19 protein-coding genes are annotated in these 26154 nt (G+C 47.4%); 7 read left to right on the forward strand and 12 right to left on the reverse strand.

Annotated elements, in window-relative coordinates; all coding sequences use genetic code 11:
• The 3 genes from MHM95_RS18435 to add all read left to right on the forward strand — a co-directional run bounded on the left by MHM95_RS18435 (position 1) and on the right by add (position 4874).
• Positions 1-1113 carry a heme biosynthesis HemY N-terminal domain-containing protein gene (locus MHM95_RS18435; protein ID WP_239385979.1) on the forward strand — a complete coding sequence of 371 codons (1113 nt, stop codon included), beginning with the start codon at positions 1-3 and terminating at the stop codon, positions 1111-1113.
• Between the two features lie 27 nt (positions 1114-1140).
• Entirely contained in the window at positions 1141-3807 is a 2667-nt protein-coding gene (locus MHM95_RS18440; RefSeq protein ID WP_239385980.1) for an ATP-binding protein, read from the forward strand.
• Positions 3808-3869: 62 nt separating this feature from the next.
• A complete protein-coding gene (add, locus tag MHM95_RS18445; protein WP_239385981.1) occupies positions 3870-4874 on the forward strand; it encodes an adenosine deaminase in 1005 nt (334 codons plus the stop codon).
• Between the two features lies 1 nt (position 4875).
• On the opposite strand, the gene MHM95_RS18450 is transcribed toward add, so the two are convergent.
• From MHM95_RS18450 to MHM95_RS18465, 4 genes are all read right to left on the reverse strand, one after another.
• Positions 4876-5289 (reverse strand): CBS domain-containing protein, encoded by a 414-nt coding sequence (locus tag MHM95_RS18450; protein ID WP_138549049.1) that lies wholly within the window; start codon positions 5287-5289, stop codon positions 4876-4878.
• A 151-nt stretch (positions 5290-5440) separates the two neighbouring features.
• Positions 5441-6154, reverse strand: coding sequence for an NAD(P)H-flavin reductase (gene fre / locus MHM95_RS18455; RefSeq protein WP_239385982.1), 714 nt, complete (start codon positions 6152-6154; stop codon positions 5441-5443).
• 69 nt (positions 6155-6223) lie between these two features.
• Complete coding sequence (gene ubiD, locus MHM95_RS18460) at positions 6224-7690, reverse strand: 4-hydroxy-3-polyprenylbenzoate decarboxylase (RefSeq protein WP_053911849.1); 1467 nt, start codon at positions 7688-7690, stop codon at positions 6224-6226.
• Positions 7691-7748: 58 nt separating this feature from the next.
• Entirely contained in the window at positions 7749-8054 is a 306-nt protein-coding gene (locus tag MHM95_RS18465; protein WP_045979496.1) for an MliC family protein, read from the reverse strand.
• A 380-nt stretch (positions 8055-8434) separates the two neighbouring features.
• On the opposite strand from MHM95_RS18465, the gene MHM95_RS18470 reads away from it, so the two are divergent.
• A complete protein-coding gene (locus tag MHM95_RS18470) occupies positions 8435-10393 on the forward strand; it encodes a S9 family peptidase (RefSeq protein ID WP_239385983.1) in 1959 nt (652 codons plus the stop codon).
• Positions 10394-10502: 109 nt separating this feature from the next.
• Here MHM95_RS18470 and MHM95_RS18475 read toward each other — a convergent pair whose 3' ends face one another.
• The 5 genes from MHM95_RS18475 to MHM95_RS18495 form a co-directional block, all read right to left on the reverse strand.
• Positions 10503-11789, reverse strand: a complete 1287-nt coding sequence (locus MHM95_RS18475) for a hypothetical protein (protein ID WP_239385984.1) — start codon at positions 11787-11789, stop codon at positions 10503-10505.
• 121 nt (positions 11790-11910) lie between these two features.
• Positions 11911-12762: a tetratricopeptide repeat protein gene (locus tag MHM95_RS18480; protein ID WP_239385985.1), complete on the reverse strand. Its 852-nt coding sequence runs from the start codon at positions 12760-12762 to the stop codon at positions 11911-11913.
• Positions 12763-12826: 64 nt separating this feature from the next.
• A complete protein-coding gene (locus tag MHM95_RS18485) occupies positions 12827-14221 on the reverse strand; it encodes a M20/M25/M40 family metallo-hydrolase (RefSeq protein WP_239385986.1) in 1395 nt (464 codons plus the stop codon).
• 114 nt (positions 14222-14335) lie between these two features.
• On the reverse strand, positions 14336-16405 hold the full coding sequence (locus tag MHM95_RS18490) for a TonB-dependent receptor (RefSeq protein WP_152440081.1): 2070 nt from the start codon (positions 16403-16405) through the stop codon (positions 14336-14338).
• A 51-nt stretch (positions 16406-16456) separates the two neighbouring features.
• Positions 16457-17056, reverse strand: a complete 600-nt coding sequence (locus tag MHM95_RS18495; RefSeq protein WP_152440082.1) for a DNA-J related domain-containing protein — start codon at positions 17054-17056, stop codon at positions 16457-16459.
• A 72-nt stretch (positions 17057-17128) separates the two neighbouring features.
• Between MHM95_RS18495 and MHM95_RS18500 the strand changes: the two genes are divergently transcribed.
• On the forward strand, positions 17129-19915 hold the full coding sequence (locus tag MHM95_RS18500; protein ID WP_239385987.1) for an ATP-binding protein: 2787 nt from the start codon (positions 17129-17131) through the stop codon (positions 19913-19915).
• Here MHM95_RS18500 and MHM95_RS18505 read toward each other — a convergent pair.
• From MHM95_RS18505 to trxA, 3 genes are all read right to left on the reverse strand, one after another.
• Positions 19907-21169, reverse strand: coding sequence for a methyl-accepting chemotaxis protein (locus MHM95_RS18505; RefSeq protein ID WP_239385988.1), 1263 nt, complete (start codon positions 21167-21169; stop codon positions 19907-19909). The genes MHM95_RS18500 and MHM95_RS18505 overlap by 9 nt on opposite strands.
• Positions 21170-21286: 117 nt before the next feature.
• Complete coding sequence (gene rho, locus MHM95_RS18510; RefSeq protein ID WP_022943569.1) at positions 21287-22546, reverse strand: transcription termination factor Rho; 1260 nt, start codon at positions 22544-22546, stop codon at positions 21287-21289.
• A gap of 173 nt (positions 22547-22719) precedes the next feature.
• The gene (gene trxA, locus MHM95_RS18515; protein WP_022943568.1) at positions 22720-23046 is read right to left on the reverse strand and encodes a thioredoxin TrxA; all 327 of its coding nucleotides are present in this window, start codon (positions 23044-23046) and stop codon (positions 22720-22722) included.
• A gap of 91 nt (positions 23047-23137) precedes the next feature.
• Between trxA and rhlB the strand changes: the two genes are divergently transcribed.
• Both rhlB and gppA read left to right on the forward strand, forming a co-directional pair.
• A complete protein-coding gene (gene rhlB / locus MHM95_RS18520) occupies positions 23138-24409 on the forward strand; it encodes an ATP-dependent RNA helicase RhlB (RefSeq protein ID WP_022943567.1) in 1272 nt (423 codons plus the stop codon).
• A gap of 55 nt (positions 24410-24464) precedes the next feature.
• The gene (gene gppA / locus MHM95_RS18525) at positions 24465-25958 is read left to right on the forward strand and encodes a guanosine-5'-triphosphate,3'-diphosphate diphosphatase (protein WP_239385989.1); all 1494 of its coding nucleotides are present in this window, start codon (positions 24465-24467) and stop codon (positions 25956-25958) included.
• The last annotated feature ends 196 nt before the right edge of the window (positions 25959-26154 follow it).

The raw sequence follows: 26154 nt of genomic DNA on the forward strand, positions 1-26154 counted from the left end.
ATGGCGCGTTTATTAATTGTTTTTATTGTTATTGCTGCAGTTGCAGCGATAGCGCCTTGGCTGATAGACGAGAAAGGTTATGTTCTTATTGCGTTCGGTCAGTGGACTGTAGAGGGAAGCATTGTAAGCTTCGCCATTCTTACCGCCTTGGCGCTGTTTTTTGGCTACTTAATTTACAGCTTGGTGCGCTATGGCTGGGGCAGTTACCGCAATTTGCGTCATGGCTTTTTTGCGCGCGCGAAAGAGCGCAAACAGGCCGTATTGGAACAAGCGATTTGGGCGCTGATTAATGACGACATGGAGCAGCTGCAACATACATTGAGCAAAGGCAAGGTGGAAGACCATTGGCAGGATTTTGCATTGGCAATGCGCGCCAAAGCAAGTTTGCGTCAAGATAAGCCAGATCTAGCCCTAAACTTGCTTGATGAACTCTCGGATACCAACCGTGCGAAGCCGGCAGCACTGTGGTTAGAGAGCCACTCAGATGCAGAGGTATTAGCGACCTTACGGCAACAGTGTAATAGTAAAAAAGCGACATCACAGCAGCTAAATTTGTATGCACAGGTGCTACTAAGATTACGCAAATACAGTGAATTTGCAGAGCTAGTGCCGCGTTTGGTGAAATCACAAAGTCTTAATGAATACCAATGGGACTGGGCGCTACGACAATATTTCCAAGGAGCAGATAAAACTCAGCTCGATAAGCGCCAAAGTGAGCTGCCAAAGCATATCCGTGAGGCGGCGCATACACACTATTTACGTGCTGTTGTGCGCATAGGCGACATTGCGTCGGTGACTGATGCCCTGAAGAAGTTATTGAAACGCGGTGAATATTCGCAATTATTGTCTATCCTTAGTGAGATAGAGCAAGGTGACGTTGAAGCGCTGCAAAAGGCACTGCAACAAGAGCTGAAGAAGCAACCTGACGAAGCAGAAATGCTATTGTGCCTCGCTTACTTGGCACAAAGCCAAGGAGAGCATGACCTCGCATCGCGTATTTTCGATAAGGTGCTAGCACAACAACAAACCCTGCCTCATCCGCAGCGTGCGATGCGTAGTTATCGCGCAACGCAGCAAGCTGAAAAAGCATTATTGGTTCTCGATCATAGCTAAGACTTAAGACCAGAAGCAGGGAAGGTAATGAAGAATCTCTTTAACTTAACCTTTGTAGTAGCACTGGGTTACTTCATTACCGGCTTTTTAAGCAACGCGCTACTGGCTATTGATGGCTATGCGGTGGCTTCCTGGCCCCCCTCAGGAATAGCGTTAGCGGCATTATTGATTGCAGGGCGGCGAGCGTTGGTTGGCATTGTGCTTGGCGCGTTGATGACCAACTTACTTCACCTTGAAGTGGTCGCCGACATCTTACACTGGCAGGTTGCTTTGCATGCGGCCTCTGTGACCGCAGCTTCAACTGCTCAGGCCTTTCTAGGTTACTGGGTCATCACTCGAATAATAAAAGCGCCTCTGGATCTCTCAGACCTTAAACTGACCATCACCAGTATTATTTTTGGTGGACCAGTTGTTTGTGTCTTCGCCGCTGCAGTGGGTACTGAGCTGCTTATCACTAATGGCGTTATTTCTGAGGTGGCGCGATGGGACAGCTTCGTCACTTGGTGGATAGGCGATAGCATCGGAGTTATGATTTTTACACCGTTGTTGTTGGCAGGCTTCAACTTCGCGGTGATGCGTCATCGCTTACAAGTGATTGTGCCATCCATGGTGATTTATGCGGCCATTAGCCTGACCTTTTATGCTGCTGCAACCAATAAGCACAATAAAGACCAAGAATTATTCCAAGCTCAAGCTCAGGTCGTCGTTGACCAATTCGACGAAATTCTTACTCGCCTGCGGGCCAATACTCAAGTGTTAGCCTCCTTCATTGGTAATCAACAGTCGGTGACTCGTGGCGAGTTTCGTGAGTTTACGGCTAAACAGATGAATTACAATCCAGAAATCAACGCGCTGGTGTGGATGCCTAAAGTAAAAAGCCAAGATATCGCTCAGTTTGAACAATCTACCACGGTGGAAATGAGCAACCCTTTCAAAGTGTTTGCCCGCTATGAGCGCGACGCTAATAACGGCGCACACTTTCCGGTTTACTACGGCCACTTTTCTCAGGGAATGCGACAGGTTTTTGGTTTAGATATCAGTGCTGAGCCTTATTTTAAGCATCTTCAAGCTTATAAAGGTGAACTCTTCGTCACTGATACCTTTGCGCTAGAGAGTAGCCCTCAAGGAGACTTAGGGTTTTTGGTGTTGTCGCCTGTCAGAGCCAAAGATAAAAGTATCAGAGGGTATGTGGCTGCGGTGGTTAGCTTGCCCTTGTTGTATCGCTCGGCGATGGCCAACCTGACCTTTAATAATGTTGGGGTTGAGCTGGTGGATATGAGTGCGCAGCCTCATAAAGTTATTTTACCTTTAGCGCAGTCCGGACCCGTTATCATGCGTCATGACTTTGCGATAGCTAACCGCCAATGGCAACTTAATTTGCACCGTCAAGGAATAGCCCACGCATGGTCTGGCTACTGGTATGCACAGGTCATAGGCATGTTGTTTGTGTGGTTACTAATTACTTTTTTAATCGCTATTACCGGCAGTAATATTCGGGTGCGTGACCAAGTAGCAAAACAAACCCGGGTGTTACGAGAAGAAAAAGCCAAAGCTGATAGTGCCAATGACGCTAAGTCTCAGTTTCTGGCTAACATGAGCCATGAAATTCGTACGCCAATCAATGGCATTAAAGGTTTGCACTATTTAGCGTTGCAACAACAAGATTGGCCACAAGCACAGCAATATATCACTCAAGCCGACAGTGCTCTGAGCGTATTACTTCGGGTGCTCAATGATATCCTCGACTTTTCGAAAATGGAGGCGGGCAAACTAGAGTTGTATCAAGAGCCTTTAGAACTTGAAGAGCTGTGCAAAGAACTAAAACACCTTATGAGTGTGGAAGCGGGTAACAAAAGTTTAGTGATTGACTATGAAATTAACGAGGGAGTGAACCCTGTATTCCACACCGATGCAATTCGCCTTAAGCAAGTGTTATTAAACCTATTAAATAATGCCGTTAAATTCACCCAGCAAGGGGCGATCCGCCTAAAGGTAGACGAACACGATAACGAGCTTTGCTTTAGTGTCACGGATACCGGCATGGGCATTCGCGAAGATATTCAAAAGCAATTGTTTAAGCCCTTTTCTCAAGCCGATGGCTCCACCTCGCGACGCTTCGGCGGCACAGGGTTAGGTTTGAGTATCTGTCAGAAACTGGTCACCTTAATGGGCGGGCGTATTTCCCTAGAAAGTGAAGAGGGGCTAGGCTCGTGTTTTCGTGTCTATTTGCCCAAACAAAGCCCTTTAGCTGTGCGTCCCGATGTGCCCAAGGCAAAAGAGCAAGCCACTTTGGAGTTAGACCTCACCGGCGTCGCTATTTTGTTAGTTGAGGATAATTTATTAAACCAACAAGTCGCCAAAGCCATGCTCGAGGGCAAAGGAGCTCAGCCTGATATTGCTAACGACGGTGTCGAGGCTATTGAGATGGTGAGTGAAAACCACTACGACCTAGTATTAATGGATATTCAAATGCCGAACATGGATGGTTTAACCGCAGCTAGAGCTATTCGCAATGAGCTACTGCTAGACGACTTGCCAATTATTGGGCTCTCTGCCAATGCTCAAGAGCATGACTTTAAGCTGGCTGAGCACTACGGCATGAATGATTATGTGGTCAAACCTATAGACGCGGAGCGGTTATTTAGTAGTATCGCCATGCAATTAAAACAGCACCCAGCGAAGCAGCACGCGTAGCTTGAATTTATCCCTCAAGTGCGTATGATCCGCGAAATTTTATCGAAACCTAGGGGGTCATTATGATCAATCGCCAGTTACCATTGCTCGACTTACACCGCCACCTTGATGGCAATGTGCGTGCCAAAACAATTTTAGAGCTTGGTCAGCAGTTTAATCTTGACCTTCCAGGCAGCGATCTTGAATCGCTACGCCCTCATGTTCAGGTCATCGAGGTTGCTCCAGACTTAGTCTCATTTCTGGCTAAGCTGGATTGGGGAGTGAAAGTGTTAGGGGATTATGACGCCTGTCGTCGTATTGCTATTGAAAATGTCGAAGACGCAGCTGCACAAGGTATTGACTATACCGAGTTGCGCTTTAGCCCCTATTACATGGCGATGAGTCATGGTTTGCATCCGCAAGGTGTAGTAGAAGCGGTGGTTGATGGTATCTACAGCGCGGTGCAAGAGCATGACGTTCAAGTCAACTTAATTGGCATTTTATCGCGTACCTTTGGCCAGCAAAAGTGTCAGCAAGAACTCGATGCCATCTTAGCCTTCAAAGAGCACATGGTCGCCGTTGATTTAGCTGGTGATGAGTTGGGCTTCCCCGGGGAGTTGTTTGTTGATCACTTTAGGCAAGTTCATAAAGCCGACTTGCGAGCGACTATTCACGCTGGCGAGGCCGAAGATTCACGCAGTATCTGGCAAGCCATTGAAGGATTAGGGGCTGACCGCATCGGCCACGGCGTTAACGCCGCTAAAGACCCCAAACTGATGGATTATTTGCGCGATCACCGTATCGGTATTGAATCTTGCTTGACCAGTAATGTACTCACCAGCACAGTGGCTCAAATTGATACACATCCGCTCAAACAATTTTTAGAGTATGGCATTTTGGCTAGCATCAACACCGATGACCCAGCGGTGCAAGGCATCGAGCTTGCTAATGAATATCAGCATGCTGCCTACCAAGCCGGCCTCAGCCAAGAGCATATCACTCAGGCCCAAGAAAACGCCCTGACTATCGCTTATTTAAGTGACGGTGATAAAGCTGCATTAAAAGTGAAAGCGGCGCAGCGTTCATAAATTAGGCTGCATTGCAGCTTTGATAGCTGCGACTTAGCGCATGTAAAACCTGAGTACGGCTAACGATGCCTATCACTTTGTTTTGCTCCACTACGGGGTATTGCTTGGGTTTATGAGGTTGTTGCATTTTTAGCGCAACCTCCAGCAGTGGCGTCTGTGTGGATGTTGTGAGCACATCTTGGTGCATCACATCAGCCACTGTAATGCGGCCATCACAAAAATAGCTATTGATGGTCAGCGGTGCCAGACAATCCTGCTCCGACAAGTAACCCACCAACTGTTGTTGCTCATCAACAACAGGTGCGCCTATAACTTGGTGCTTCTTGAGCAGCGCAATGGCCGCTGTTAGTTCCAAGTCTGGGCTGAGAGAAAGAAAGCTGCGGCTCATAGCATGCTGTACTTTTAAATCGAACATAATCTGTCACTCCTTTAAGTCTTAGGAGCAGTGTAGGCTTGTCTTTTTGATAGGTAAAAGGGAATAAATAAATGGAAGTGTTCGATTTAACGGATGGCTGAGTGAGAGTTAGCCCTACATCGATGAAATGTAGGGCTTTAGCTTGCTGCCGCTACTTGATAAAAGCAAATGCGTCGGCAAACATATATTCGCGCTGGGCACCATGCTCTATGAAGTCGTCGCGTACAATGCCTATCATGTCGAAGCGTCCCGCCATATAAATAGAGTAAGGCTCCAAGGAAACAATGTCTTTCATCACCGCGTGGTGCACAAGGCCGGTATGACCATGCCATTCACCTTGAGGCTGCTCAACCACCGGGATAAAAGTGAAGTTACTGCGTTTAGCTGCCCACTGCTGCATTTCCTCTTTGGCATATAAAGCATCTTCATGCTTCACACCCCAGTAAAAAAAGACGGGACGGTCACAGTCAATTTCAGCTAGGTGGTCGGCCATTGATTTTACGTATGAAAAACCGGTGCCACCGGCTAACAATACCACCGGACGGGTGCAGTCGATGCGTAACTGCGATACGCCTAAACCTACTTCAATCAGCGCTTGGGTGCCATTTTCATGGTGCTGGCGCAAATGATCGAGGGTTTGCATCGCATAGCTATCAGCGCCCGATGCGCCGATATGCAGCTCAATTTGCTGTTTTTGGCTTGGGCGGCTGGCGATAGAGAAGGCGCGCTTATCTTTCTCGGCTAAAACGAGCTGCAAGTAGTGACCCGCTTCAAACTCAGCTGGCTGCTCTGGTGCCAAGACAACCTTGGAAACAAATTCTGTCAGTGGCGTGATGCTTACCACATCCGCTTTTAGTGTTTGCATGATTAACCTTTATGATTTTAGCTGCGCCACAGCGTATCACATAAGCGGCTGTGGCGATAAGTCTGCACTTTAGTCGATACCTAGGGAATCCCAGATTTCGTCAACGCGTTGTTTGACCTTGTCATCCATAACGATAGGCTCACCCCATTCGCGATCCGTTTCTCCTGGCCACTTATTGGTTGCGTCCATGCCCATTTTCGAACCTAAGCCAGAAACAGGTGAAGCAAAGTCGAGATAATCGATCGGGGTGTTTTCCACTAGGGTGGTGTCACGAGCGGGGTCCATACGGGTGGTGATCGCCCAAATGACATCATTCCAGTCGCGTGCGTTGACATCGTCATCACAGACAATGACGAACTTAGTGTACATAAACTGGCGTAAGAACGACCAGACTCCCATCATTACTCGTTTTGCATGTCCTGGATACTGCTTTTTCATGGTCACTACGGCCATGCGGTATGAGCAGCCTTCTGGGGGCAGGTAAAAATCGACTATCTCTGGGAATTGCTTTTGCAGTATAGGTACAAACACCTCGTTCAGGGCGACGCCTAAAATAGCCGGCTCATCGGGTGGGCGGCCAGTATAGGTGCTGTGATAAATAGGATTTTCACGGTGCGTAACATGCGTCACCGTCATAACAGGGAAGTCATCGACCTCATTGTAATACCCGGTATGGTCACCATAAGGCCCTTCTGGGGCGCGCTCGTCCTGAGCAATGTAACCTTCAAGCACGAATTCGGCACTAGCGGGAACCTGTAAATCATTGGAAACAGACTTGACCACTTCGGTCTTACCGCCACGAAGTAAACCTGCAAAGGCGTATTCACTCAGAGTATCGGGCACAGGTGTTACCGCCCCTAGTATGGTGGCAGGATCGGCTCCGAGGGCAACCGACACCGGGTAAGGTTCACCCGGATGCTCTTTACACCACTCTTGAAAGTCAAGCGCACCACCGCGATGGGATAGCCAACGCATGATGATTTTGTTTTTCCCCAGTAATTGCTGGCGATATATACCGAGGTTCTGACGTTTCTTGTACGGGCCCTTGGTAACGGTTAGGCCCCAAGTGATCAACGGTGCAGCATCACCCGGCCAGCAGTGCTGAATGGGCAGGCGGGTTAAATCTACTTGCTCCCCAGCTAATACCACTTGTTGGCATGGCGCTTTCTTCACTTCCTTCGCTGGCATGTTAAGCACTTGCTTGAACACCGGCAGCTGGCCTATGGCTTCTTTAATGCCTTTCGGGGGCTCAGGCTCTTTTAAAAAGGCCAACAGCTTACCTACTTCACGCAAGGCTTCTACATTATCTTGGCCCATACCCAGGGCTACGCGTTCAGGAGTGCCAAAGAGGTTAGCTAATACCGGAATGTCGTAACCTTTGGGGTTTTCAAATAATAGGGCTGGGCCTTTAGCGCGCAATGTGCGATCGGCTATTTCCGTCATTTCCAGGTAAGTATCGATGGGCTGGCTAATTCGTTTGAGCTCGCCGCGCTTTTCCAGTAACGCGATAAAGTCGCGAAGATCTTTATATTTCATTACGCCTCGTTAAGCCTGAGTGTTTGCAGCATTATACTGTAACCCAATGGAAAAGCGATCAGTGGCTACGGTGACACTGCCAGGTTTCATTCCCTATCATTAGCATTGCTTCATCGCCCTTGCCCCAGAAGGTCATTTCACCGTTAGTATATTTACTTCCGGAGGCTGAGCGTTCTCCCGATAAACTGTAAGTATCGCCGTCAAGCGTTAATGTGGCCGTGCTGTCGTTATATTCGACCTTTAATACCGAACCAGAATCACACCGATAGCTAATGCCAACGGAATTGTCGGATGGCTCTATGGATAACTCTGAACACGCAGATAACAAAGTGACAAGTAATAATATTATTAGGGAGGGCTTCATAAGTGAAAGACTCCTATTTTGTGGACAACTACAGTGTAGCGTATGCACTTAACTGGGCCTATTACCCTTTTTTAGGATTTATTGAAGCTGCGTTAGCTCACCGTCTTTTTGCTATGACTTGAGCGCCTGACCCTTTGGGTGAGCGACGATAAATAAAGTTATCAGCACAAACAAAAATCGCGGGCGCATTCGGTGCTGGTATTGCGCTGAATCCGCATCGCACACAACGTTGGGCTAGAGACTGGCGTTTGTGCTGATGTTAGCAACCCTTTCATCTAGTCCGTAGCTGGAACCATGATTGCTATCGCGGTACACTCTTATAACTTATTTAACAAAAATAAAAAGTACTACTTTTAAAATGCATTTCATGGAGTGAAATAATGAAATTATTTATTGCCCTGCTGTTGGGGCTTGTTAGCACGGCCGTTGGTGCCGAGGAAGCCAAAACAGAGCTTATTCCCCTAGAACATTTCTCCCGTAGCGCACAGTACCACTCTCTTAAATTATCTCCCGATGGCGCCTACTTAGGGGCGATGACCAAAAAAGAGGGCAAGGATGTTCTGTTTATTCTTGATACCGAAAACTTCAAAATGCATCACGGCGTCAGTTTTCCCGGCAACGCACAGGTTGGCGATTATCAGTGGGTCAATAATGAGCGCGTGGTGTTAAGCAAAGAATATTTACGAGGCTGGAAAGACCATCCTGAGTATTATGGTGAATTATTTGGCGTAAACGTCGATGGTAGCCGCTCTAAATATCTGATGGGCTATCAGGGGGAGCAACAGACAGGCTCGCGTTTACGCAAGGCGACCTCCGTATACGGCACCTCTTATATTCTTGACCCATTGGTTGATGATGAGCGACACATGCTGGTGGTTACCTACCCTTGGACTGGCAGCAAGGAGCCCCATACCATCGTTTATGAAGTGGATGTGTATCGCGGGTTGCGCCGTCAGGTCACCCGTTCACCGTCGCGTATGGCGCAGTTTTTAACTGACGAGCAAGGACGCTTGCGGGTATCGGTCTCTACTGATAATTACACCGATCAAGAGATTCACTTACGTGACCTTGATGAGGGTCAGTGGGTTGAGCTTGAGCGCGGGGCCATGGGGTTGTCAGATATTAAGTTGCATGGCTTTAACCAAAAAGGGAATGTCGTGTACGCCAGTGCCTCTAAAAATGGTGAACCAGCTGGCCTTTATAAGTTGAACTTAGAGACTAAAACCCATGAATTGGTCTATCAAGAAGAGCATGTCTCTCCTAGCAAGGTGTGGGTTGATGAGGTCGATAAATCGGTATTCGCGATTGAATATGAAGCGCAATATCCTAATTATGCTTTTGTCGATAAGAATGCGCCTATGGCAAAGCGTCTTAAGGGGCTTTTGCAAGCAGTTCCTGGACGGCAAGTGCGTATCACCAGTAGCACCGAAGACGGTAACCTGAGTGTGGTGTGGACAGGTAGCGATCGTCACCCCAGTAGCTTTTACCTGTTTAATGCCAGTACCAACGAGTTGAAGTTTTTGTTCTCGTCGCGGCCTTGGATTGATACTACGCAAATGTCACAAACCAAGCCCATTCAGTATACTGCGCGTGATGGGCTGAATATTTACGGTTACTTTACCGTGCCCCATGGTAAGGAATTAAAAGACTTACCATTAGTTGTACTTCCCCACGGCGGCCCCCATGGTCCTCGTGACTGGTGGGGATTCGATCCCGAAGTACAGCTCTTGGCTAGCAGAGGCATAGCTGTGTTGCAGGTCAACTTCAGGGGCTCAGGCGGCTTTGGTGGCAACTTCCAGCGTGCAGGGTATCGCAAATGGGGCAGTGATATTCAGTATGACATCATTGACGGTGTTAACTACGTGGCAGAGCAAGGCTGGGTTGATAAAGATAATATGTGCATCATGGGAGCCAGCTTTGGCGCTTACTCAGCATTGCAAAGCGCTATTATTGAACCCGATATGTTTCAATGTGCGGTGGGCGTAGTCGGGGTCTATGATTTGCCGTTGATGTTTGATGAGGGTGACGTAGCTGCTCGCGATAGTGGCCAGCGCTACTTACGCAAGGTCTTAGGCAACGACAAGAAGCAGCTAAAGGCGTTCTCACCGAGTTACAATGTCGATAAATTAAAGGCGCCCGTACTCATTGTTCATGGAGGAGAAGATCAGCGCGCCCCCATTGAACAGGCCGAGTCTTTGATAGCCGCCTTAGATAAGGCCGAACATCCGTATCAATATGTGTTGCTGGAGGATGAGGGGCACGGCTTTTATAACGCCGAGCACCAACTTCATTATTACCAGCAGATGATCGCGTTTGTCACTGAACACCTTAATTTATAAAAGGTTTAGCTTGTGATTGAGCGATGTAAAAAGGCCCTGTTTTAAAACAGGGCCTTTTAGTAAGAAAATGGCCTACAGCCGCAAGGGCAAGCAGGCCACGGGAACAAACCTAGTGTGCGTGGTCATGCTCATCTTCAGCGATACCTAACCACTGCAATTTACTGGCAGCAAAGTTAAGCTCTTGGGTCGCAGTGATGGCCTGCGACTCTAAGTCCACTTTGTGTAGCATGTTCTCTTGCTGATTGAGCACGTAAAGAGCTTCCTCGTCTGCGGCAACCGCTAACTGGTAGTTCTCTGATACCTCCGAAAAAAGGTTGAAGTGAGTGCTGTGATGCCAGCCACCATCGCCTTCAAAAACGTGCAAGTCACCATGATTATCGAGAATAAAGTAAGCACCGTGATGAGCGCTAAAGGTGCTAGTCAAAGCATCGACGTCTGCTTCATCACGCCATAACACTTCGGTCATATCATGATTTTCTGGATCGAGGTTGAACAATCGCTTTGCTGAGGTAATGGCAAGCAGGTCATGCGAGTTATGACTTGCTTTGATGGTGCCAATGCGACCCTCAAGCCCCTCTGGGTTGGCTATCTTATGAGCACTGAAGCTCGTATCTTGCTGCTCTATTAGCAGTACTCCATCGCTACAACCAAAGGCGATATGTTCTTCATTTTGCGCGCTGCCGTGGAGCATCGGGCAGGTTGGTGCAAAGCGTAGTTCATGGTGAAGATGATCATCATGGCGGTGAAACAGCTCAACTTGGCTAGGCAATACAGTGTCACTGCTAGCCTCTCGATAGGTTGCTAGCACGTAGTCGCCGCGTATCTGTGCGGCACCATGCATATAAGTAGCAAACTCGTGGTGGGCAATTACCTCACCTTCGCCAATATGATGATCGTCAAGTAAGGTGACTGATGCGTTGACCGTATTTTGTTTATCACCATCGAAAAATAAGGCCGCTTGTTGCTCTGCAGCGTCAAAGTGTGTCGGCTTAGCACCACTAAGTTGTAACGATGACAAGCTAGGGGCTTGCTCGTAAGGGTGCATATGGTCGCCATGATCTTCGCTATAAACGCCACCATCAATAAACTCTACTAAGCCCTGGTCTCGCTGGATCAACGCGGCGTAACGCAATGAGGGTGTAGCGTACATGCCAGATACCACATGCGTTGTCGGTAGTAGCTCGACGAGGCTTAAGTCCTCAGCGTTAAATACGCTTACTTCAGCCTGTTCAGCCGCCGAAATTAACAGGCGTCCGGCAATGTGTTCATAATTATGCTCATGTTCTGAATGCTCTTCAGGTACAGCTTCTGTGGGTTGATTTAGGTCATCGATGCTGTCGCCACAACCCCACAATAATGTCGTCGCAACTAATAATGGTAAATAACGTAAGCGCAAAGCAAGCTCCTTAATAATTATTCTGGCTCCATGTTTTGTTATATAGTAACAGCAAGGTGTTATATTGCAACATAACATTACTTAGCGCCAGTTTTTAGTAACAGCTAGGAGTTATCGCTTACTAGCTACAGTGCTTTAGCGCTATTTTAGCTTTAGGATGGTTTTGTTCGGCGGCTCTCTTAAACCACAGACATGCTTGTTGAGTGTCTTGTTCAGTGCTTTGGCCTTTTAAATACATGTCACCTAAGTTGTATTGCGACCAGGCATCACCTTGCTCGGCACCACGCTGAAAAGCGCTCAATGCCTCAGCCCACAAGCCTTGACGAAAATACTCAATACCTTTTTGGTTGGCTTGATTTAATTTAGGCCCTTCGTAGAGAGGTTTTGGCTTAGGTCGTGGACGAACGATGCCGCCGTCAATGTAGATATGCTCGGGGCGACGGGCTGAAATAATCGTGCCCTGTGCAAATAAAGGGGCGAGCTGCTGACGCTCAAGAGAGATGGAATTTGTTAAAAAGTAGCTATCAAGCATTAAATTATCCATGCTGATGGCTTTGTCTGTGCCGCTTTCTCGCTTATAAGTGACACTACTGACTTTGAAAGTGACGGTATCAGGATCAACAGCTTTAACCTGAAGCACTTGATACCCCGGCGCTGCGTCTTTGCCAAGTGCACGACTTAAGCCTTGCTTTTCGAAGACGTACACATCCCAAACTTTGGGCGCAGCTAAGTAGGCAGCCATTTGTTGCCCTTGTTGGTGGTTATGATTAACAAGCAAAACCACTAATGCTGCAATAAGCCACAAGCCCAAGCTATGGTAAGTCGCCCAAATGAGCCAATGGCTCAGAGCTGCGCCGGGCCTGCCTAGCGGCATCAAGGGTAAGCCATAAGCACTGAGAACTGAATAGCGGCCAAAGCGTTTATTGATGTGTGTCGGAGCGAGCCGCTCGGTGGGGACGGCAGAAACTGGCATACTAACATTCCTTGTTGCGCAAGTATTTTTCACACTAGCGCAACTAAAAAATGTTAGCAAGATTTTATTTTGCTTGAATTTTGTCCTTAGCATCGGCGGCCATATAGGCAAAAACGGCATACGCAGCGGTATTTTGCTTTAGCTTATGTGGTTCGATTTTATCTAGAGTGTCATCAGCGGTGTGATGGTAATCAAAGTAGTCGGTGCCGTCTTGATGCAAGGCAAATATAGGGCTCGATTGTGCTCGTTCAAACGGGATTAAGTCCGGCCCTCCTCGGGCTGAGTTTGCGCCGATGTAGGTTACATCGAGAGGTCTCAGTTGCTCAGCAATCGCGCGCACTATAGGTAAGGATTGGGCATGCACGTTCGATTCGAACGCATACACGACATCGGCGCCAAAATCCGATTCGGCGGCGGCAACGATGTGATCTAAATCATCACTATGTGCTTTGACATAATCTTTAGCACCCCACAGGCCAAGCTCTTCAGCGGCAAAGAGGACAACACGAATACTTCGCTGCGGGCGTTTCACCGCTGCCACATGCTTTGCTGCTGCCATGGTGATTGCAACCCCTGCGCCGTCATCTAAGGCACCGGTGCCTAAATCCCATGAGTCAAGGTGGCTAGCTAAGAGCACGTATTCATCAGGTTTACTGTGGCCAGTTATTTCACCAATCACGTTGTAGCTCTCGCCCTGTCCTAAGTCTTCGGTTTGTATATTGATGTGCACGGTGACTTGTTCGCCGAGAGCGATAAGTCGCGCAATTTGATCGGCATCTGGGTTGGCAATAGCCACATTGGGGATCTTGCTTACTCCTTCTTTATAGTGACTGCCACCGGTATGAGCAAAACGGTGATGGCTGGTGCTGACTGAGCGCATCATATAGCCAATTGCGCCTTTTTGTGCCGCGACAACGGCGCCTGAACTGCGCGCTTTTACTGCAGGCCCATAACCGTTGCCATCAATATCACGGTTCATACGATAGTTCACATAGGCAATTTTTCCTGCTAGCGAGCCGGCGGGTGCAGCTTGTAACTCTGCCAGCGTTTCAAACAGTACGATAGGGGCGGTTAGGCCGTCTTTTGCGGTGCTGACGCTGTTGCCTAAAGCCGTTAGATGCAGCGGTTGTTTGCTAGGAGTGAGTATATGTCCTGATTCATGATAGCGACGCCAGTGTGGGAAGTGGGCTTTTTCGAGCCACACTTTATCGAAGCCGAGCCGTTCGAATTGAGCTTTGGCCCAAGCGACGGCCTTTTTATCATTCTCGGTACCCGGAAGGCGAGGGCCGACCTCGGTGGTAAGGGACTCCACGAGCTGCCAACTTAACTCGCTATTTTGTGCCTGCTGACGAATTTGTGCGGTGTGTTGTAATTGCTCAGTGGTAAATTGCTCCGCGGCTGCTTGCTGTATTGGCGCTAATGCGAGTAGGGGCAGTGCCAACAAAGAGACAAACTTCATGGTTGTTCCTAGGTATAGAGATAAAAGTGTATTTAATCACATCCTTACTCATGGTGATAATTTATGCGGTAGGTCGGGAGGGAAGGAGGCCGCCAATTGGCGACCTCTTTATGGTTAGAAGCTGAACTGGGCCGCAAGGCGGAAGTTCGTGCCTTCGCCAACAGTGACATTACTGACGCCACCGCCGGCAAGGTAGTCAGTATCAAATAGGTTCTCAATATTGAGTCTTAAGTCAATGTCATTACCGGCAAGCTTAAGCGCGTAGGTAGCACCGACATCGACGCGCGTATACGCATCTTTCTCAACGGTATTGGCACTGTCGGCAAAGCGTTTTCCGGTGTAAAAAACGCCAGCATTAAAGGCCAGGGCATCGTTAAGCTCATAGCGTGACCACAGTGAAGCCGACCACTTGGGTGCATCCGCAGGGCGGTTGCCCTCATAATTCTCATCACGTTCGTATTGAGCATTTAAATACATAGTGGACGCCATGACGAAAAAACGATCGGTGACCGCGCCCTGTGCGGCGAGCTCTAGGCCCTTATGACGCTGCTCGCCCACCTGTGTAGTGATTGAATCATAATCAGGGTGTTCAACGAGCTCAGTGACTAAGGTGCCGTCTTTACTGATATCAAACAGTGAGCCGCTTAGCAGTAAACGGTCATCGAACAACTGCCACTTAGCACCGAGCTCTATTTGCTCAGAAGTCACAGCGTCAAGTTTCATATTATGATTCTTGTCGGTTTCATTATTGAGCTTATCGGCGCCCTGCGGCTCGAAGCCTTCTGAGTAGCTGAGGTAAATCGTGGCGGTATCCAGTGGGTGGTAAAGTACGCCTAGTTTAGGAAGTACAGATTCATTGTCGGCACCGGTTTTATTTTGCTTATCGTAGCGCCCACCAATAGAGACTTGCCACTGTGGGTTCACAGTGATCAAATCCTGAATATAGATACCATAGTAGTCATATTCTGCGGTGTATAAGCTATCATCGCTCTGATAGCTTACATTGGGGCGGCTTGGCTGTTGCTGAGCGAGTGTGTAATCCACTGCATCTGCGCGGGTGCGAAGCTGTCCATAATAGTAATCTAGACTATTGGCACCAATCAGTAGTTGGTGTTGCATATTGGCCAGCTTAAATTCGCCAACAAAGTCGATGTAGGCGGTAGTAAATTGCCAATCATCAAAGCGATCATAGGGGCGCGAGGTGTAGCTATCACCGACTTGATAGTCGCTCGGTTTGCGCGGTGCTGACTCAAAACGTTGGCGCTCGAACGTTTGCTCGTTGTAGCCTACTTTCACTTGCCACTGGTTGTTAATGAAATGGCGTACATCAAGACCGATATTTTCCACAGTAATATCAGTGAAAGCCCAAGAAAAATCGTAAATCGTTTTATCGTCACCGATAAGCTCGCCATCGTTGTTTAGCCAAGCCCCAGTGTCTAATCCTGTTTTATCATCGGTGCGGTCGTAATGTACGCGTATTAAGGTGTCGTCCGTGAGGTCATAATCTAACACCACAGCGCCCAAAAAGCGGTCTCGTTCGCGTTCTTCGCCATTGGGGTATTCGCGCCAGAAGTTTACATCTTGCTTGACTAAAATACCGCGTCCGCGCAGGCGCTCATCTTCGGTTAGTGCAGAGCTTGCATCAAGCATAAAGCGAGTGGAGCCGTGTTGATCGATATCTGCCGCAAGGTTAATAAATTGATTGGCGGTGGGCTTTTTAGTCACCATATTGACCAATCCGCCCGGACCAGACTGACCATAGAGGATACTCGAAGGGCCTTTGATAACCTCAACACGCTCAAGGATTTCAATCGGTTGTTGGTAATGAGACCAATGCTGGTGGCCATCGCGTAAGTAGCCAGTCGATGAACTTAAGCCAAACCCACGCATGTTGAATGTTTCTCGGTTACGCTGTTTCGAGCCCGATGTAAGGCTGGCGTCATTACTCAGTACTTCGCCGAGTGTGGTGGCCAGTTGCTCATTAACGATAGTGTCAGGAATAACAGTCACAGACTGAGCCGTCTCTAGCAGTGAAGTATTTGTGCGTAAGGCGCCTGAAGCGCTATCCACTTTATAGTCGTTAAAATAAGAGCCGACGACTTCGATCTTTTCCATGTTTTCAGTTGCGAGAGTCGCGGTAGGGAAGGCAGCTGCGATTGCTAAGGTGAGCGCGTGGCGGTTCATAATAATTACCTAGATAAAAAACAACGTTGCGCATGTTAATGAAAGTAATTATCAATTGCAATTGTTATTTTTTACTCGTACATATTGAAGTAACTGTTGGTATTCATTATGAATTTGTTGAAAGTCTGCGTTACTGTGGGTGTTTTTATCCGGGTGGTGCGCCAGCGCAAGCGCGCGCCATCGCTTTTTTAGTGCCTGCATTTGAATCGGCTGTGACAATTTCCAACGTTTGTTAATACGTGCTAGGGTCGTATCGTCTAAAGTGTTAATGGGCAAGGCTTGCCAAAACTGGTCTAACAAGTCTATAACTTGCTCGCGAGATAAGGCGTAATTCTGCCAATTGAGGTAATATTCTCGCAATGAATCGTTGCTGCTAGGTCGTTGTTTTGGGTGGCCGTAAACGAGCTGAATATGTAAACTAGATATGGACAAATAGCAGTCGCTTTTGAGCAATTCATCTTGCAGCTGAAACAGTGCATTCATAATGATGAAGTTGCGTTTAGCTAGATCGGCCATGGAGTCTTCATCCAGGCGGCCAAGGTGACCGTGTGCTTTTAATTGGCTAGCCAGGGTATGGACTTTCCAACTTTGACCGTCCGTTAAGAGCGCTAAAATAGGCTCTATGAGTGGGTTGTAATGTGAGTCGTCCATAATAAAACCGTTAACGTAATTGAGATTGCCCAGCGTAGGGTGTACAGGGTTTAAAATACAGTGAAATGGAATATGTCGCAAAGGAAGCTCCCTCGGTTACTGGTGTGTATCCAGTTACTTGTATGCTCACTTTTTACTAGCCTGAGCTATGGTGATGCGCTGATTGACGATATTCGCTCCCAACCTCAGCAATTGCAACGCGATTACGCCATCAGCAAACTCGCTCAACCTCTTTCTGAACCACAACAATTAGCAGTCAATGCCTTTATCGCCAAACAGTTTTTTGAAGACAGTAACTATGAAAAGGCGGCTCGCTACTATTTACGCGCAGAGCAACTAGCTGCAAAACACGGCACGGTAATTGAGCATTCCCGATATGCACAGATGCAAGGCGTTAGCCACTACTACCGGGGTCAAGATTTAACCGCTATCGAAGATTATCTTCGCGCCATCGAGATCATCGAGCAAATCGACAAACCCATTATTGCGGCGCATTTATATAATAATATTGGCCTGGCTTATTCTGGCGCAGACCAAATCGAAGCGGCCATCGCCTCTTATTCAAAGGCAAAAGAGCTTTACGATGAATATGGCGACGAATATGACCAAGTTAATATCATGCACAACATCGCCGTTGCTTATATGGACTGGTACCGCTTCGAAGCTGCATTTGATATTTATGAGCAAATAGGTGATAGCTTTGAGCGTTTGGGGGATACGATAGGGCAAGCGCAAATGGAGACTAACTTAGGCTCTATTTACCAATCACGTATGGATTTCGAACAAGCCGAAATTTACTACCAAAAGGCTCTGGTGAAGTACCAAGAAAATGGCGACCGCCCAAACCATATTGTCAATCTTATTCGCTTAGCTGAATTAAACTTCGTGCAAGGGCGTTTTGATGCCGCTTATACGCAAATGCGTGACGCCCAAGCGCAGGCTGAGGTAATGGATAATTTGCATTACAACAGCAATATTAAAGAAATTGAAGCCAAGTTGCTGTTCGCTAAAGGTCAATATAAGCAGGCACAGCAAGCGCTGCGAGAGGTATACACCATGCGCGAGCAGGTGACCGATGACAAAGCCTCTCCTGCGATTTCCTTAATTGAATTACTCGTGACTGCGGCGCAGGGTGATCATGTCAAAAGCGCATTGCTATACGAGCGCTATGAGCGCCAGCAGCAAGAGATGCTAAGCAATAAAATAGCCAGTTCTTTGAATGATTTCCAAGCTAAGTACAATGCCACGGAACTACAACAACAGGTTGACTCGCTCAAGCAACAGCAACAGTTAGACAAACTCGAAGCGCAGCAGCGTCGTCAAATGACATTTCTAGCTGCAGGTATACTGATATTGGCTTTTATCAGTATAGTGCTGTTATTCCGGCGCTCTGCCGAGCGCAAAGCAACGGCAATGCTAGAGGATAAAGTAAAGCAACGCACCAAAGAGCTGGAGGAGTTGGCCGATCAGCTCAGTGCGGCAAACGAAATAAAAAGCCAATTCTTGGCCAATATCAGCCATGAAATACGCACCCCCTTGACCTCTATTATGGGTCAAGCGCAAGCAATCATCGAAGGCGATGTGCCTGCTGAGCAAGTAGCCAAGGAGCTACGAGTTATCTACAACAACAGCCAACATCTTGGAGAGCTGATTAACGATGTACTCGATTTGAGTAAAATCGAGGCCAACAAGCTGGAGTTGGTTATTTCAACAGTGAGTATTTGTTCCTTGCTTGCGGATATAAATGCCATGTTCCAGCCAAGCGCATCACAAAAAGGCATTCTTTTTCGTATTAATAATAAGTTGCCAGCAAGCTTCGGCGCGGAGTTTGACTACATTCGAGTAAAACAGGTGCTGGTGAACTTATGCTCTAATGCGGTGAAGTTCACTGAGCAAGGTGAGGTTGAACTTGCTATTACTGCTGATGAGCAAGGTGTGTGCTTTCGTGTAAAAGACACCGGGATTGGTATTGCTGAAGATAAGCTTGATGCCATTTTTGCGAACTTTAGCCAAGGTGATAACTCCATCAGCCGACGCTTTGGCGGCACAGGCCTCGGCCTTAGCCTATCGCAGCAACTAGCGCAGATTATGGGTGGAGATATAAGCGTCTCCAGTGTTTTGGGGCAGGGCAGTACATTTAGCTTCTATATCCCATGTCGTTGTATGGAAATGGACGAGCGCAGCAACGACACGATTCAGGCAGCACGGGCCCTGAGCTTTTCCGGTGAGGTGGTACTGGCCGAGGATCACGAGGATAATCGTAGACTAATTGAGCGTCTACTTACCAACTTGGGTATTAAAGTGCACAGCGCTGCTAATGGTGAACAAGCTGTAGAGCTTACTTTGCAGCACTGCCCTGATTTAGTGTTGATGGATATCCAAATGCCAAAAATGGATGGTCTTGAGGCTCTTAATTTGTTGCGCCAATGTGGCTATACGCAACCGATCATCGCCTTAACGGCGAACGCCATGACCCATGATATTGAGAGGTACAAAGCTGCTGGGTTCACTAATCACTTGGCGAAACCTATCGAAAAAGAAGAGTTTTGCCGCACCCTAGAGCACTTTTTGAATGTTGAAATAGACGCTCGTGCGGCTCAGAGTGTGGATATGAGCGACTTGCACGAAAGCTTTATGCACACCTTGCCAAGAGAGATCGAAAGCTTGGTTAGCGCACACGCTCGTAATGACCTCGATGAAATTAAGGCCGTCGCCCACCGCTTAGCAGGGGCTGCGCAGATGTTTGCCAGCCAAACCATTGCGGAGTTGGTATGCGATATTGAACTTGCGGCAAAGTATCAGGATAAAGAGCAAGTCGGCGTATTAATCGAAGACTTGGCAAATCTGGAACTAGAATAAATCAATATCACCCGTAAGGTCCTCACTATGGCTTGTCTTTTGCGGCAGCGCATCTATGTGTTTTCGGCTGGGATCATTACGTTTGCGGGTATCATAATGTTCTTCACTGGTAATAAATAAGCTTATCTTCTGCTCTATACACTGTGCGAGATTGAGCAAGTCTTGTGATGATACTGATTGTATCCGCGAGCTAGACAGCGCGTCTGAGTTGAGCTCTTGCATGGCATCGACGCAGCTTTGCGCTCTATCCGACAACGTATGCTGTTGCTGCAGTTGACTGCGGATTTGTTCTGAATGGGCGCTAATGTCGAGCATGGAATGCTCTATTTGGTCGACCTCGTTAGTCGCTTGCGCGGATAATTCAACGGTTTCCTGTGTCAGCGAGATGCTTTGTTGCATCAACTCGGTGACCCGCTGCGTCCCTTGCTGAATATGGTGCACCATTTCCCGCACTTCACTGGTGGATTTGGTCGTGCGTGCGGCGAGGTGGCGAACTTCGTCAGCGACCACAGCAAAGCCACGGCCCATTTCCCCCGCGCGCGCCGCTTCAATCGCGGCGTTTAATGCCAGTAGATTGGTTTGTTCAGCAATGGCATTGATAACATCAATCACCGAACTAATTTTTTCGCTGTCTTGTTGCAACTGCGCTAATTCATCGTTGGTTTGTGCTATCTGTGATGATAACGTTTGCATGCTGCGCTGGCTTTTATCAGCATCGATTTTGGTTTGCTTTACTGAGTTTGTTGCCAGCTCCAACGAGCCACAAATATTGTCAATGCCATCGCCGAGTTGGGTCGTAATGTGCAGCATGTCATTAAATGAGTTTACCATGTCGTTACCATGGGTACTTTGCATCATCGCTTTTTGAGTGACTGAGGAATAGGTATCGGTAAGTTCATCAGCCATCGGAAGAAGGCGTGCAGAGCTGGCATGAATCTCCATGATTAAGTGCTCAATAGTGGCTAAGCAGCTATTGAATACCAGGTAAGATTGGGGAGCGTGTTTGCTGTCATCAAAGCGAAAACTGACGTTCACTTTTTCTCCATCCACCAAATGTTGTGCTAGGGCAGCGGTCAGCTCATGATCTTGTACAGAGCCTCGCTTCAAAACGCAGATCAGTAAGGCGAGGATAACCACAGTGGGCAATAAAATAAGTGCGGTGTGCCACCACGATGACGTGAACTGGTAGGCCACTATCACTTGCGTGAATGTTAATACCGCCACAAAGAGAAGGTAAAAATTTCTAAGATTCATTAGCTTACTGATTATATTTTGCCCTATCTAAGATATAGACTAATCTCGTCTAGGCGCAAAATAAAAAAGGCCGCGACTGCAAAACAGTCACGGCCTACGAGTAAGCTAAAGCAGTTGTTACTTGCGCTTCATCGAATCAAAGAATTCATCGTTGGTTTTACACATGGCAAGCTTATCGATGAGGAATTCCATGGCATCGATTTCCGACATGTCATGGACAATCTTACGTAAAATCCACATCTTCTGAAGCTCATCTGCCTTGGTGAGTAATTCTTCGCGGCGTGTACCTGAGCGATTGAAGTCAATTGCTGGGAATACGCGTTTCTCTGCAATCTTACGGTTAAGGTGCAGTTCCATGTTACCTGTACCCTTAAACTCTTCGTAGATGACCTCGTCCATTTTTGAGCCGGTATCAATTAGAGCTGTAGCGATGATGGTCAAGCTACCCCCTTCTTCAACATTACGCGCTGCACCGAAGAAGCGTTTTGGTTTATGTAGCGCATTCGCATCAACACCACCGGTCAGTACTTTACCTGATGATGGGATTACGGTGTTGTAGGCGCGGGCTAAACGGGTAATGGAGTCTAAAAGAATAACCACGTCTTTTTTGTGCTCAACCAGACGTTTGGCTTTCTCAATTACCATTTCGGCTACTTGTACGTGACGGCTGGCAGGTTCATCAAATGTTGACGCTACTACTTCACCTTTCACCAAGCGCTGCATTTCTGTTACTTCTTCTGGGCGCTCGTCAATCAGTAAAACCATCAACTCACAATCAGGCTGATTGTAGCTGATAGACTGGGCAATGTTTTGCAGCAACATGGTTTTACCCGCTTTTGGCGGAGCAACAATCAGGGCTCGCTGACCCTTACCAATTGGTGAGGCTAAATCCAGCACCCGTGCGGTGATGTCTTCGGTACTACCATTACCACGTTCCATGCGTAAACGTTCGTTTGCGTGCAGTGGAGTAAGGTTTTCGAAGAGGATTTTAGTACGGGAGTTTTCAGGTTTATCGAAGTTAACTTCGTTCACTTTTAATAGTGCGAAGTAGCGTTCACCATCCTTAGGTGGACGAATCAGTCCCGCAATCGTATCGCCAGTACGCAAACTGAAACGACGAATTTGGCTTGGCGAGACGTAAATATCATCAGGGCCGGCTAGGTACGAGGCTTCAGAGCTACGTAAAAAGCCAAAGCCGTCTTGCAAAATCTCCAAGACACCGCCGCCATAAATGTTTTCACCGCTTTTGGCGTGCGCTTTTAAGATTGAGAAGATAATATCTTGTTTTCTAAGGCGGGCTACGTTTTCTAAGCCCATAGACTCGGCTAGTTTTACAAGTTCTTTGATAGACTTGTCTTTCAGTTCGCGTAAATGCATATTGGTGGGTTCTTTAACTATTTATCGTCTCGAAATGGAAGTATCCCGAGTGAGGTTTTTGGATAAACTTAGGATTGTTGGGGTTATAAACTAGCAGCTCGAAAGCGCATCGTCCAGTGTTTAAACACAATTGTAGAGTAAAAAAGGGCCAAAGCCCTTTTTTAACGGCGTGATTACAGGTTGTTCTCTAAGAACTCAACTAGCTGAGCTTTAGATAATGCACCTACTTTCGTTGCTGCAACTTGGCCATCTTTAAATAGCAATAAAGTTGGAATACCACGAATACCAAACTTAGGCGGAGTGCCTGCGTTTTGGTCGATGTTGAGTTTGCCAATGCTTACACGGCCGTCAAATTCGCCAGCTACTTCGTCAAGGATTGGCGCAATCATTTTACAAGGTCCGCACCATTCAGCCCAAAAGTCGACTAGTACAGGCTTGTCTGATTGCAATACGTCAGCGTCAAAGCTGTCGTCAGTTAATTGGATAATTTTATCGCTCATCACGTTCTCCGTTAATTTTGGCGAATTTATTTAGTGCGTATTTAAACACTCTTGTTTCTTATTGCAAGTTTAAGCGTTATGCTTTATCGCTATGAATAAGACACATTTAACCGATAAAAAATTTGCAGACTTTGCTTTAGCACCGGAAGTGGTTGCCGGATTGCAAGCAAGTGGCTTTGAATACTGCACGCCAATTCAGGCAAAGTGTATGCCATACATTATGGCTGGCCAAGATATTGCTGGTCAGGCACAAACGGGCACCGGCAAGACTTTGGCGTTTCTTACGGCCACTTGCCATTACTTATTGCGTAGTCAAAAGCCATCGGGTCAGCAACCAAGAGCCCTGATCATGGCTCCCACTCGGGAGCTCGCGATTCAGATCCACAAAGACGCAGAAATCTTGGCGCCACACTGCAACCTTAAACTAGGTTTATTATATGGTGGCGAGGATTATGAAAAACAACGGGCACAGCTGGAAAAAGGTGTTGATATCTTAATTGGCACCACGGGACGATTGATCGACCTTTATAAGCAAGGTTGTTACACCCTCAATGATATTGAGGTGGTCGTCCTTGATGAAGCCGACCGTATGTTTGACCTTGGTTTTATTAAAGACATCCGTTATATGTTTAGGCGGATGCCAGAAGCAAGTGAGCGACTGAACTTATTGTTCTCCGCGACACTGTCTTATCGTGTCCAAGAGCTCGCGTTTGAGCACATGACAAATCCAGAGCATGTGCAAATTGAGCCGGATGTGAAAACGGGTAAGCGTATTCAAGAAGAGCTGTTCCATCCTTCACAAGAAGACAAGATGAAGCTGCTGCTAACCTTAATTGAAGAAGAATGGCCAGATAAAGCGATTGTGTTTGCTAATACTAAACACAGTTGCGAAACGGTATATGCATGGCTTAAAGCTGACGACCACAGAGTCGGGCTATTAACAGGCGATGTCAATCAGAAAAAACGTCAGTCTATCCTGGCGCAATTCACTAAAGGTGATTTAGACTTTCTGGTAGCTACGGATGTAGCCGCTCGCGGATTGCATATCCCGGAAGTAAGTCATGTATTTAACTATGACCTACCGGATGACTGCGAAGACTATGTGCATCGCATCGGTCGAACTGGGCGCGCTGGTGCTTCAGGACACGCTATTAGCTTTGCCTGTGAGCAGTATGCATATAACCTTCAAGAGATAGAAGAGTATATAGAACACAGCATCCCATTATCCCATTATGACAAGAGTGCATTGTTGGATGACATCAAAGCACCAAAAATGATTAAACGCCGAGGGCCGCAAGGACGCTCTCGTAATGGCGGTCGAGGCCAAGGCCAAGGGCAGAATCGGCGTCGTCAGCCGCGTTAGAAGTAAATGATCCCCAAGCTTGGCCTATGCCAAGCTTTTTTTGAGGTAATAACAAGTGGTGAAACCTTCCCTCCAAGATGATTTATATGCGGTAATCGATCTTGGCTCAAACAGTTTTCACATGCTGATAGCTAAGACCGTTGCTGGCTCTTTGCAAACAATTGGTCGGGTTAAACGTAAAGTACGTCTTGCAGCAGGGTTAGACGCGCAAATGTGCCTGAGCCAAGAGGCGATGGAGCGCGGTTGGGAGTGCTTGGCCTTATTTGCTGAACGCTTGCAGGATATTCCTGCCCATCAGGTGTGCATTGTTGCCACGGCAACGCTGCGCTTAGCCACTAACGCCGAAGAGTTTAAGAACCGTGCGCAAGAGATTCTCGGTCACCCGGTGAATGTTATTAGTGGTGAAGAGGAAGCTAAAACCATTTATCAAGGCGTTGCACACACTTCTTCATGCAGTGGCAAGCAACTGGTTATTGATATTGGTGGCGCGAGCACCGAGGTGGTGATCGGTGAAGGGTCCCACCCTATACATTATCAAAGCCTCAATATGGGATGTGTTACCTACCTAGAAGCTTATTTCAAAGACGGCGCTTTAAGCCAAGAAAACTATAATGCTGCTATTGCTGCGGCGAAAAATATTGTCGAGCCGATCGCCGCTAAGTATAAACACACCGGATGGGACTATGCCGCTGGTGCATCGGGCACCGTACAAGCAATTCAAGAAATTATGGTCGCACAGCGTCAGGACGAAACACTGACCCTGGATAAGCTCCATGATATTCGACAGCTAACGGTACAATATAGCAATATTGATAGCCTTCAACTTCCTGGCTTAAGCGAAGAACGTCGTTTGGTCTTTGTCTCTGGATTAGCAATCCTGATTGCTATCTTTGAAGTGTTAGAAATTGAAGCGATGGGCTTGGCCGGTGGTGCGCTTCGCGAAGGGGTGCTCTATAGCATGATCCCCGAACTACAGCGTAAAGATATTAGACAACGTACTATCGACAGCTTTGTTACCCGTTACCATGTAGATCATAGCCAGGGTGAGCGCGTAGCCTGTATCGCCAAATTGCTCGCCACACAACTGGCCAGTGATTGGCATTTGAATGAGACTGATCACGCTTTACTGCATAGCGCTGCAAAACTCCATGAAGTGGGTTTATTAATTGAATATAAGCAATATCCAAAACACGGCGCTTATATTCTTAAAAATACCGATATGCCAGGGTTCACTCGTCAACAGCACTTATTAGTGACGATGTTAGTGCAAAGCCACAAGGGGGACTTGAGTGCAAACCAGTTTGAGTCCCTTGGTGCGCACCAACAACTAGCGATATGTTTGGTTAGAGTTTTGCGTTTAGCTGTTATTCTCTCTATGCGCCGTAAAGACGATGTTCTACCGCAACTAGCCATTAATGCTCAAGGTGAGGCACTCATCTTATCTATAGACTCGCAATGGTTAAAGCAACACCCGCTTATGCTAAGCGAACTTAACCAAGAGACACTCTACCAACGTAATGCTGGTTGGAAGTTAACCATCCAACAATAAAAGTCCCACAATAAAGCCGCCGAACAGCGGCTTTTTGTATTAATTTAAGCCGTAATGCCTAAATTAAAAGCAAACGATCCATTTTTTGCAGTTTTCTTTAAAAAAGGGGTTGCGTGGAAATCGAATCTCCCTATAATGCGCATCCACCGACACGGCGGACTGCTTATAAACAAGCACTTCAACGAGTTGGGTGAGT

The organism is Pseudoalteromonas sp. CnMc7-15 (genome assembly GCF_022347925.1).
Taxonomy (GTDB): domain Bacteria; phylum Pseudomonadota; class Gammaproteobacteria; order Enterobacterales; family Alteromonadaceae; genus Pseudoalteromonas; species Pseudoalteromonas ruthenica.

Excerpts from the sequence above, each read along its gene's own strand:
- MHM95_RS18435 (WP_239385979.1), top strand. The coding sequence starts at position 1 with ATGGCGCGTTTATTAATTGTTTTTATTGTTATTGCTGCAGTTGCAGCG.
- MHM95_RS18440 (WP_239385980.1), top strand. The coding sequence starts at position 1,141 with ATGAAGAATCTCTTTAACTTAACCTTTGTAGTAGCACTGGGTTACTTC.
- add (WP_239385981.1), top strand. The coding sequence starts at position 3,870 with ATGATCAATCGCCAGTTACCATTGCTCGACTTACACCGCCACCTTGAT.
- MHM95_RS18450 (WP_138549049.1), bottom strand. The coding sequence starts at position 5,289 with ATGTTCGATTTAAAAGTACAGCATGCTATGAGCCGCAGCTTTCTTTCT.
- fre (WP_239385982.1), bottom strand. The coding sequence starts at position 6,154 with ATGCAAACACTAAAAGCGGATGTGGTAAGCATCACGCCACTGACAGAA.
- ubiD (WP_053911849.1), bottom strand. The coding sequence starts at position 7,690 with ATGAAATATAAAGATCTTCGCGACTTTATCGCGTTACTGGAAAAGCGC.
- MHM95_RS18465 (WP_045979496.1), bottom strand. The coding sequence starts at position 8,054 with ATGAAGCCCTCCCTAATAATATTATTACTTGTCACTTTGTTATCTGCG.
- MHM95_RS18470 (WP_239385983.1), top strand. The coding sequence starts at position 8,435 with ATGAAATTATTTATTGCCCTGCTGTTGGGGCTTGTTAGCACGGCCGTT.
- MHM95_RS18480 (WP_239385985.1), bottom strand. The coding sequence starts at position 12,762 with ATGCCAGTTTCTGCCGTCCCCACCGAGCGGCTCGCTCCGACACACATC.
- MHM95_RS18485 (WP_239385986.1), bottom strand. The coding sequence starts at position 14,221 with ATGAAGTTTGTCTCTTTGTTGGCACTGCCCCTACTCGCATTAGCGCCA.
- MHM95_RS18490 (WP_152440081.1), bottom strand. The coding sequence starts at position 16,405 with ATGAACCGCCACGCGCTCACCTTAGCAATCGCAGCTGCCTTCCCTACC.
- MHM95_RS18495 (WP_152440082.1), bottom strand. The coding sequence starts at position 17,056 with ATGGACGACTCACATTACAACCCACTCATAGAGCCTATTTTAGCGCTC.
- MHM95_RS18500 (WP_239385987.1), top strand. The coding sequence starts at position 17,129 with ATGTCGCAAAGGAAGCTCCCTCGGTTACTGGTGTGTATCCAGTTACTT.
- MHM95_RS18505 (WP_239385988.1), bottom strand. The coding sequence starts at position 21,169 with ATGAATCTTAGAAATTTTTACCTTCTCTTTGTGGCGGTATTAACATTC.
- rho (WP_022943569.1), bottom strand. The coding sequence starts at position 22,546 with ATGCATTTACGCGAACTGAAAGACAAGTCTATCAAAGAACTTGTAAAA.
- trxA (WP_022943568.1), bottom strand. The coding sequence starts at position 23,046 with ATGAGCGATAAAATTATCCAATTAACTGACGACAGCTTTGACGCTGAC.
- rhlB (WP_022943567.1), top strand. The coding sequence starts at position 23,138 with ATGAATAAGACACATTTAACCGATAAAAAATTTGCAGACTTTGCTTTA.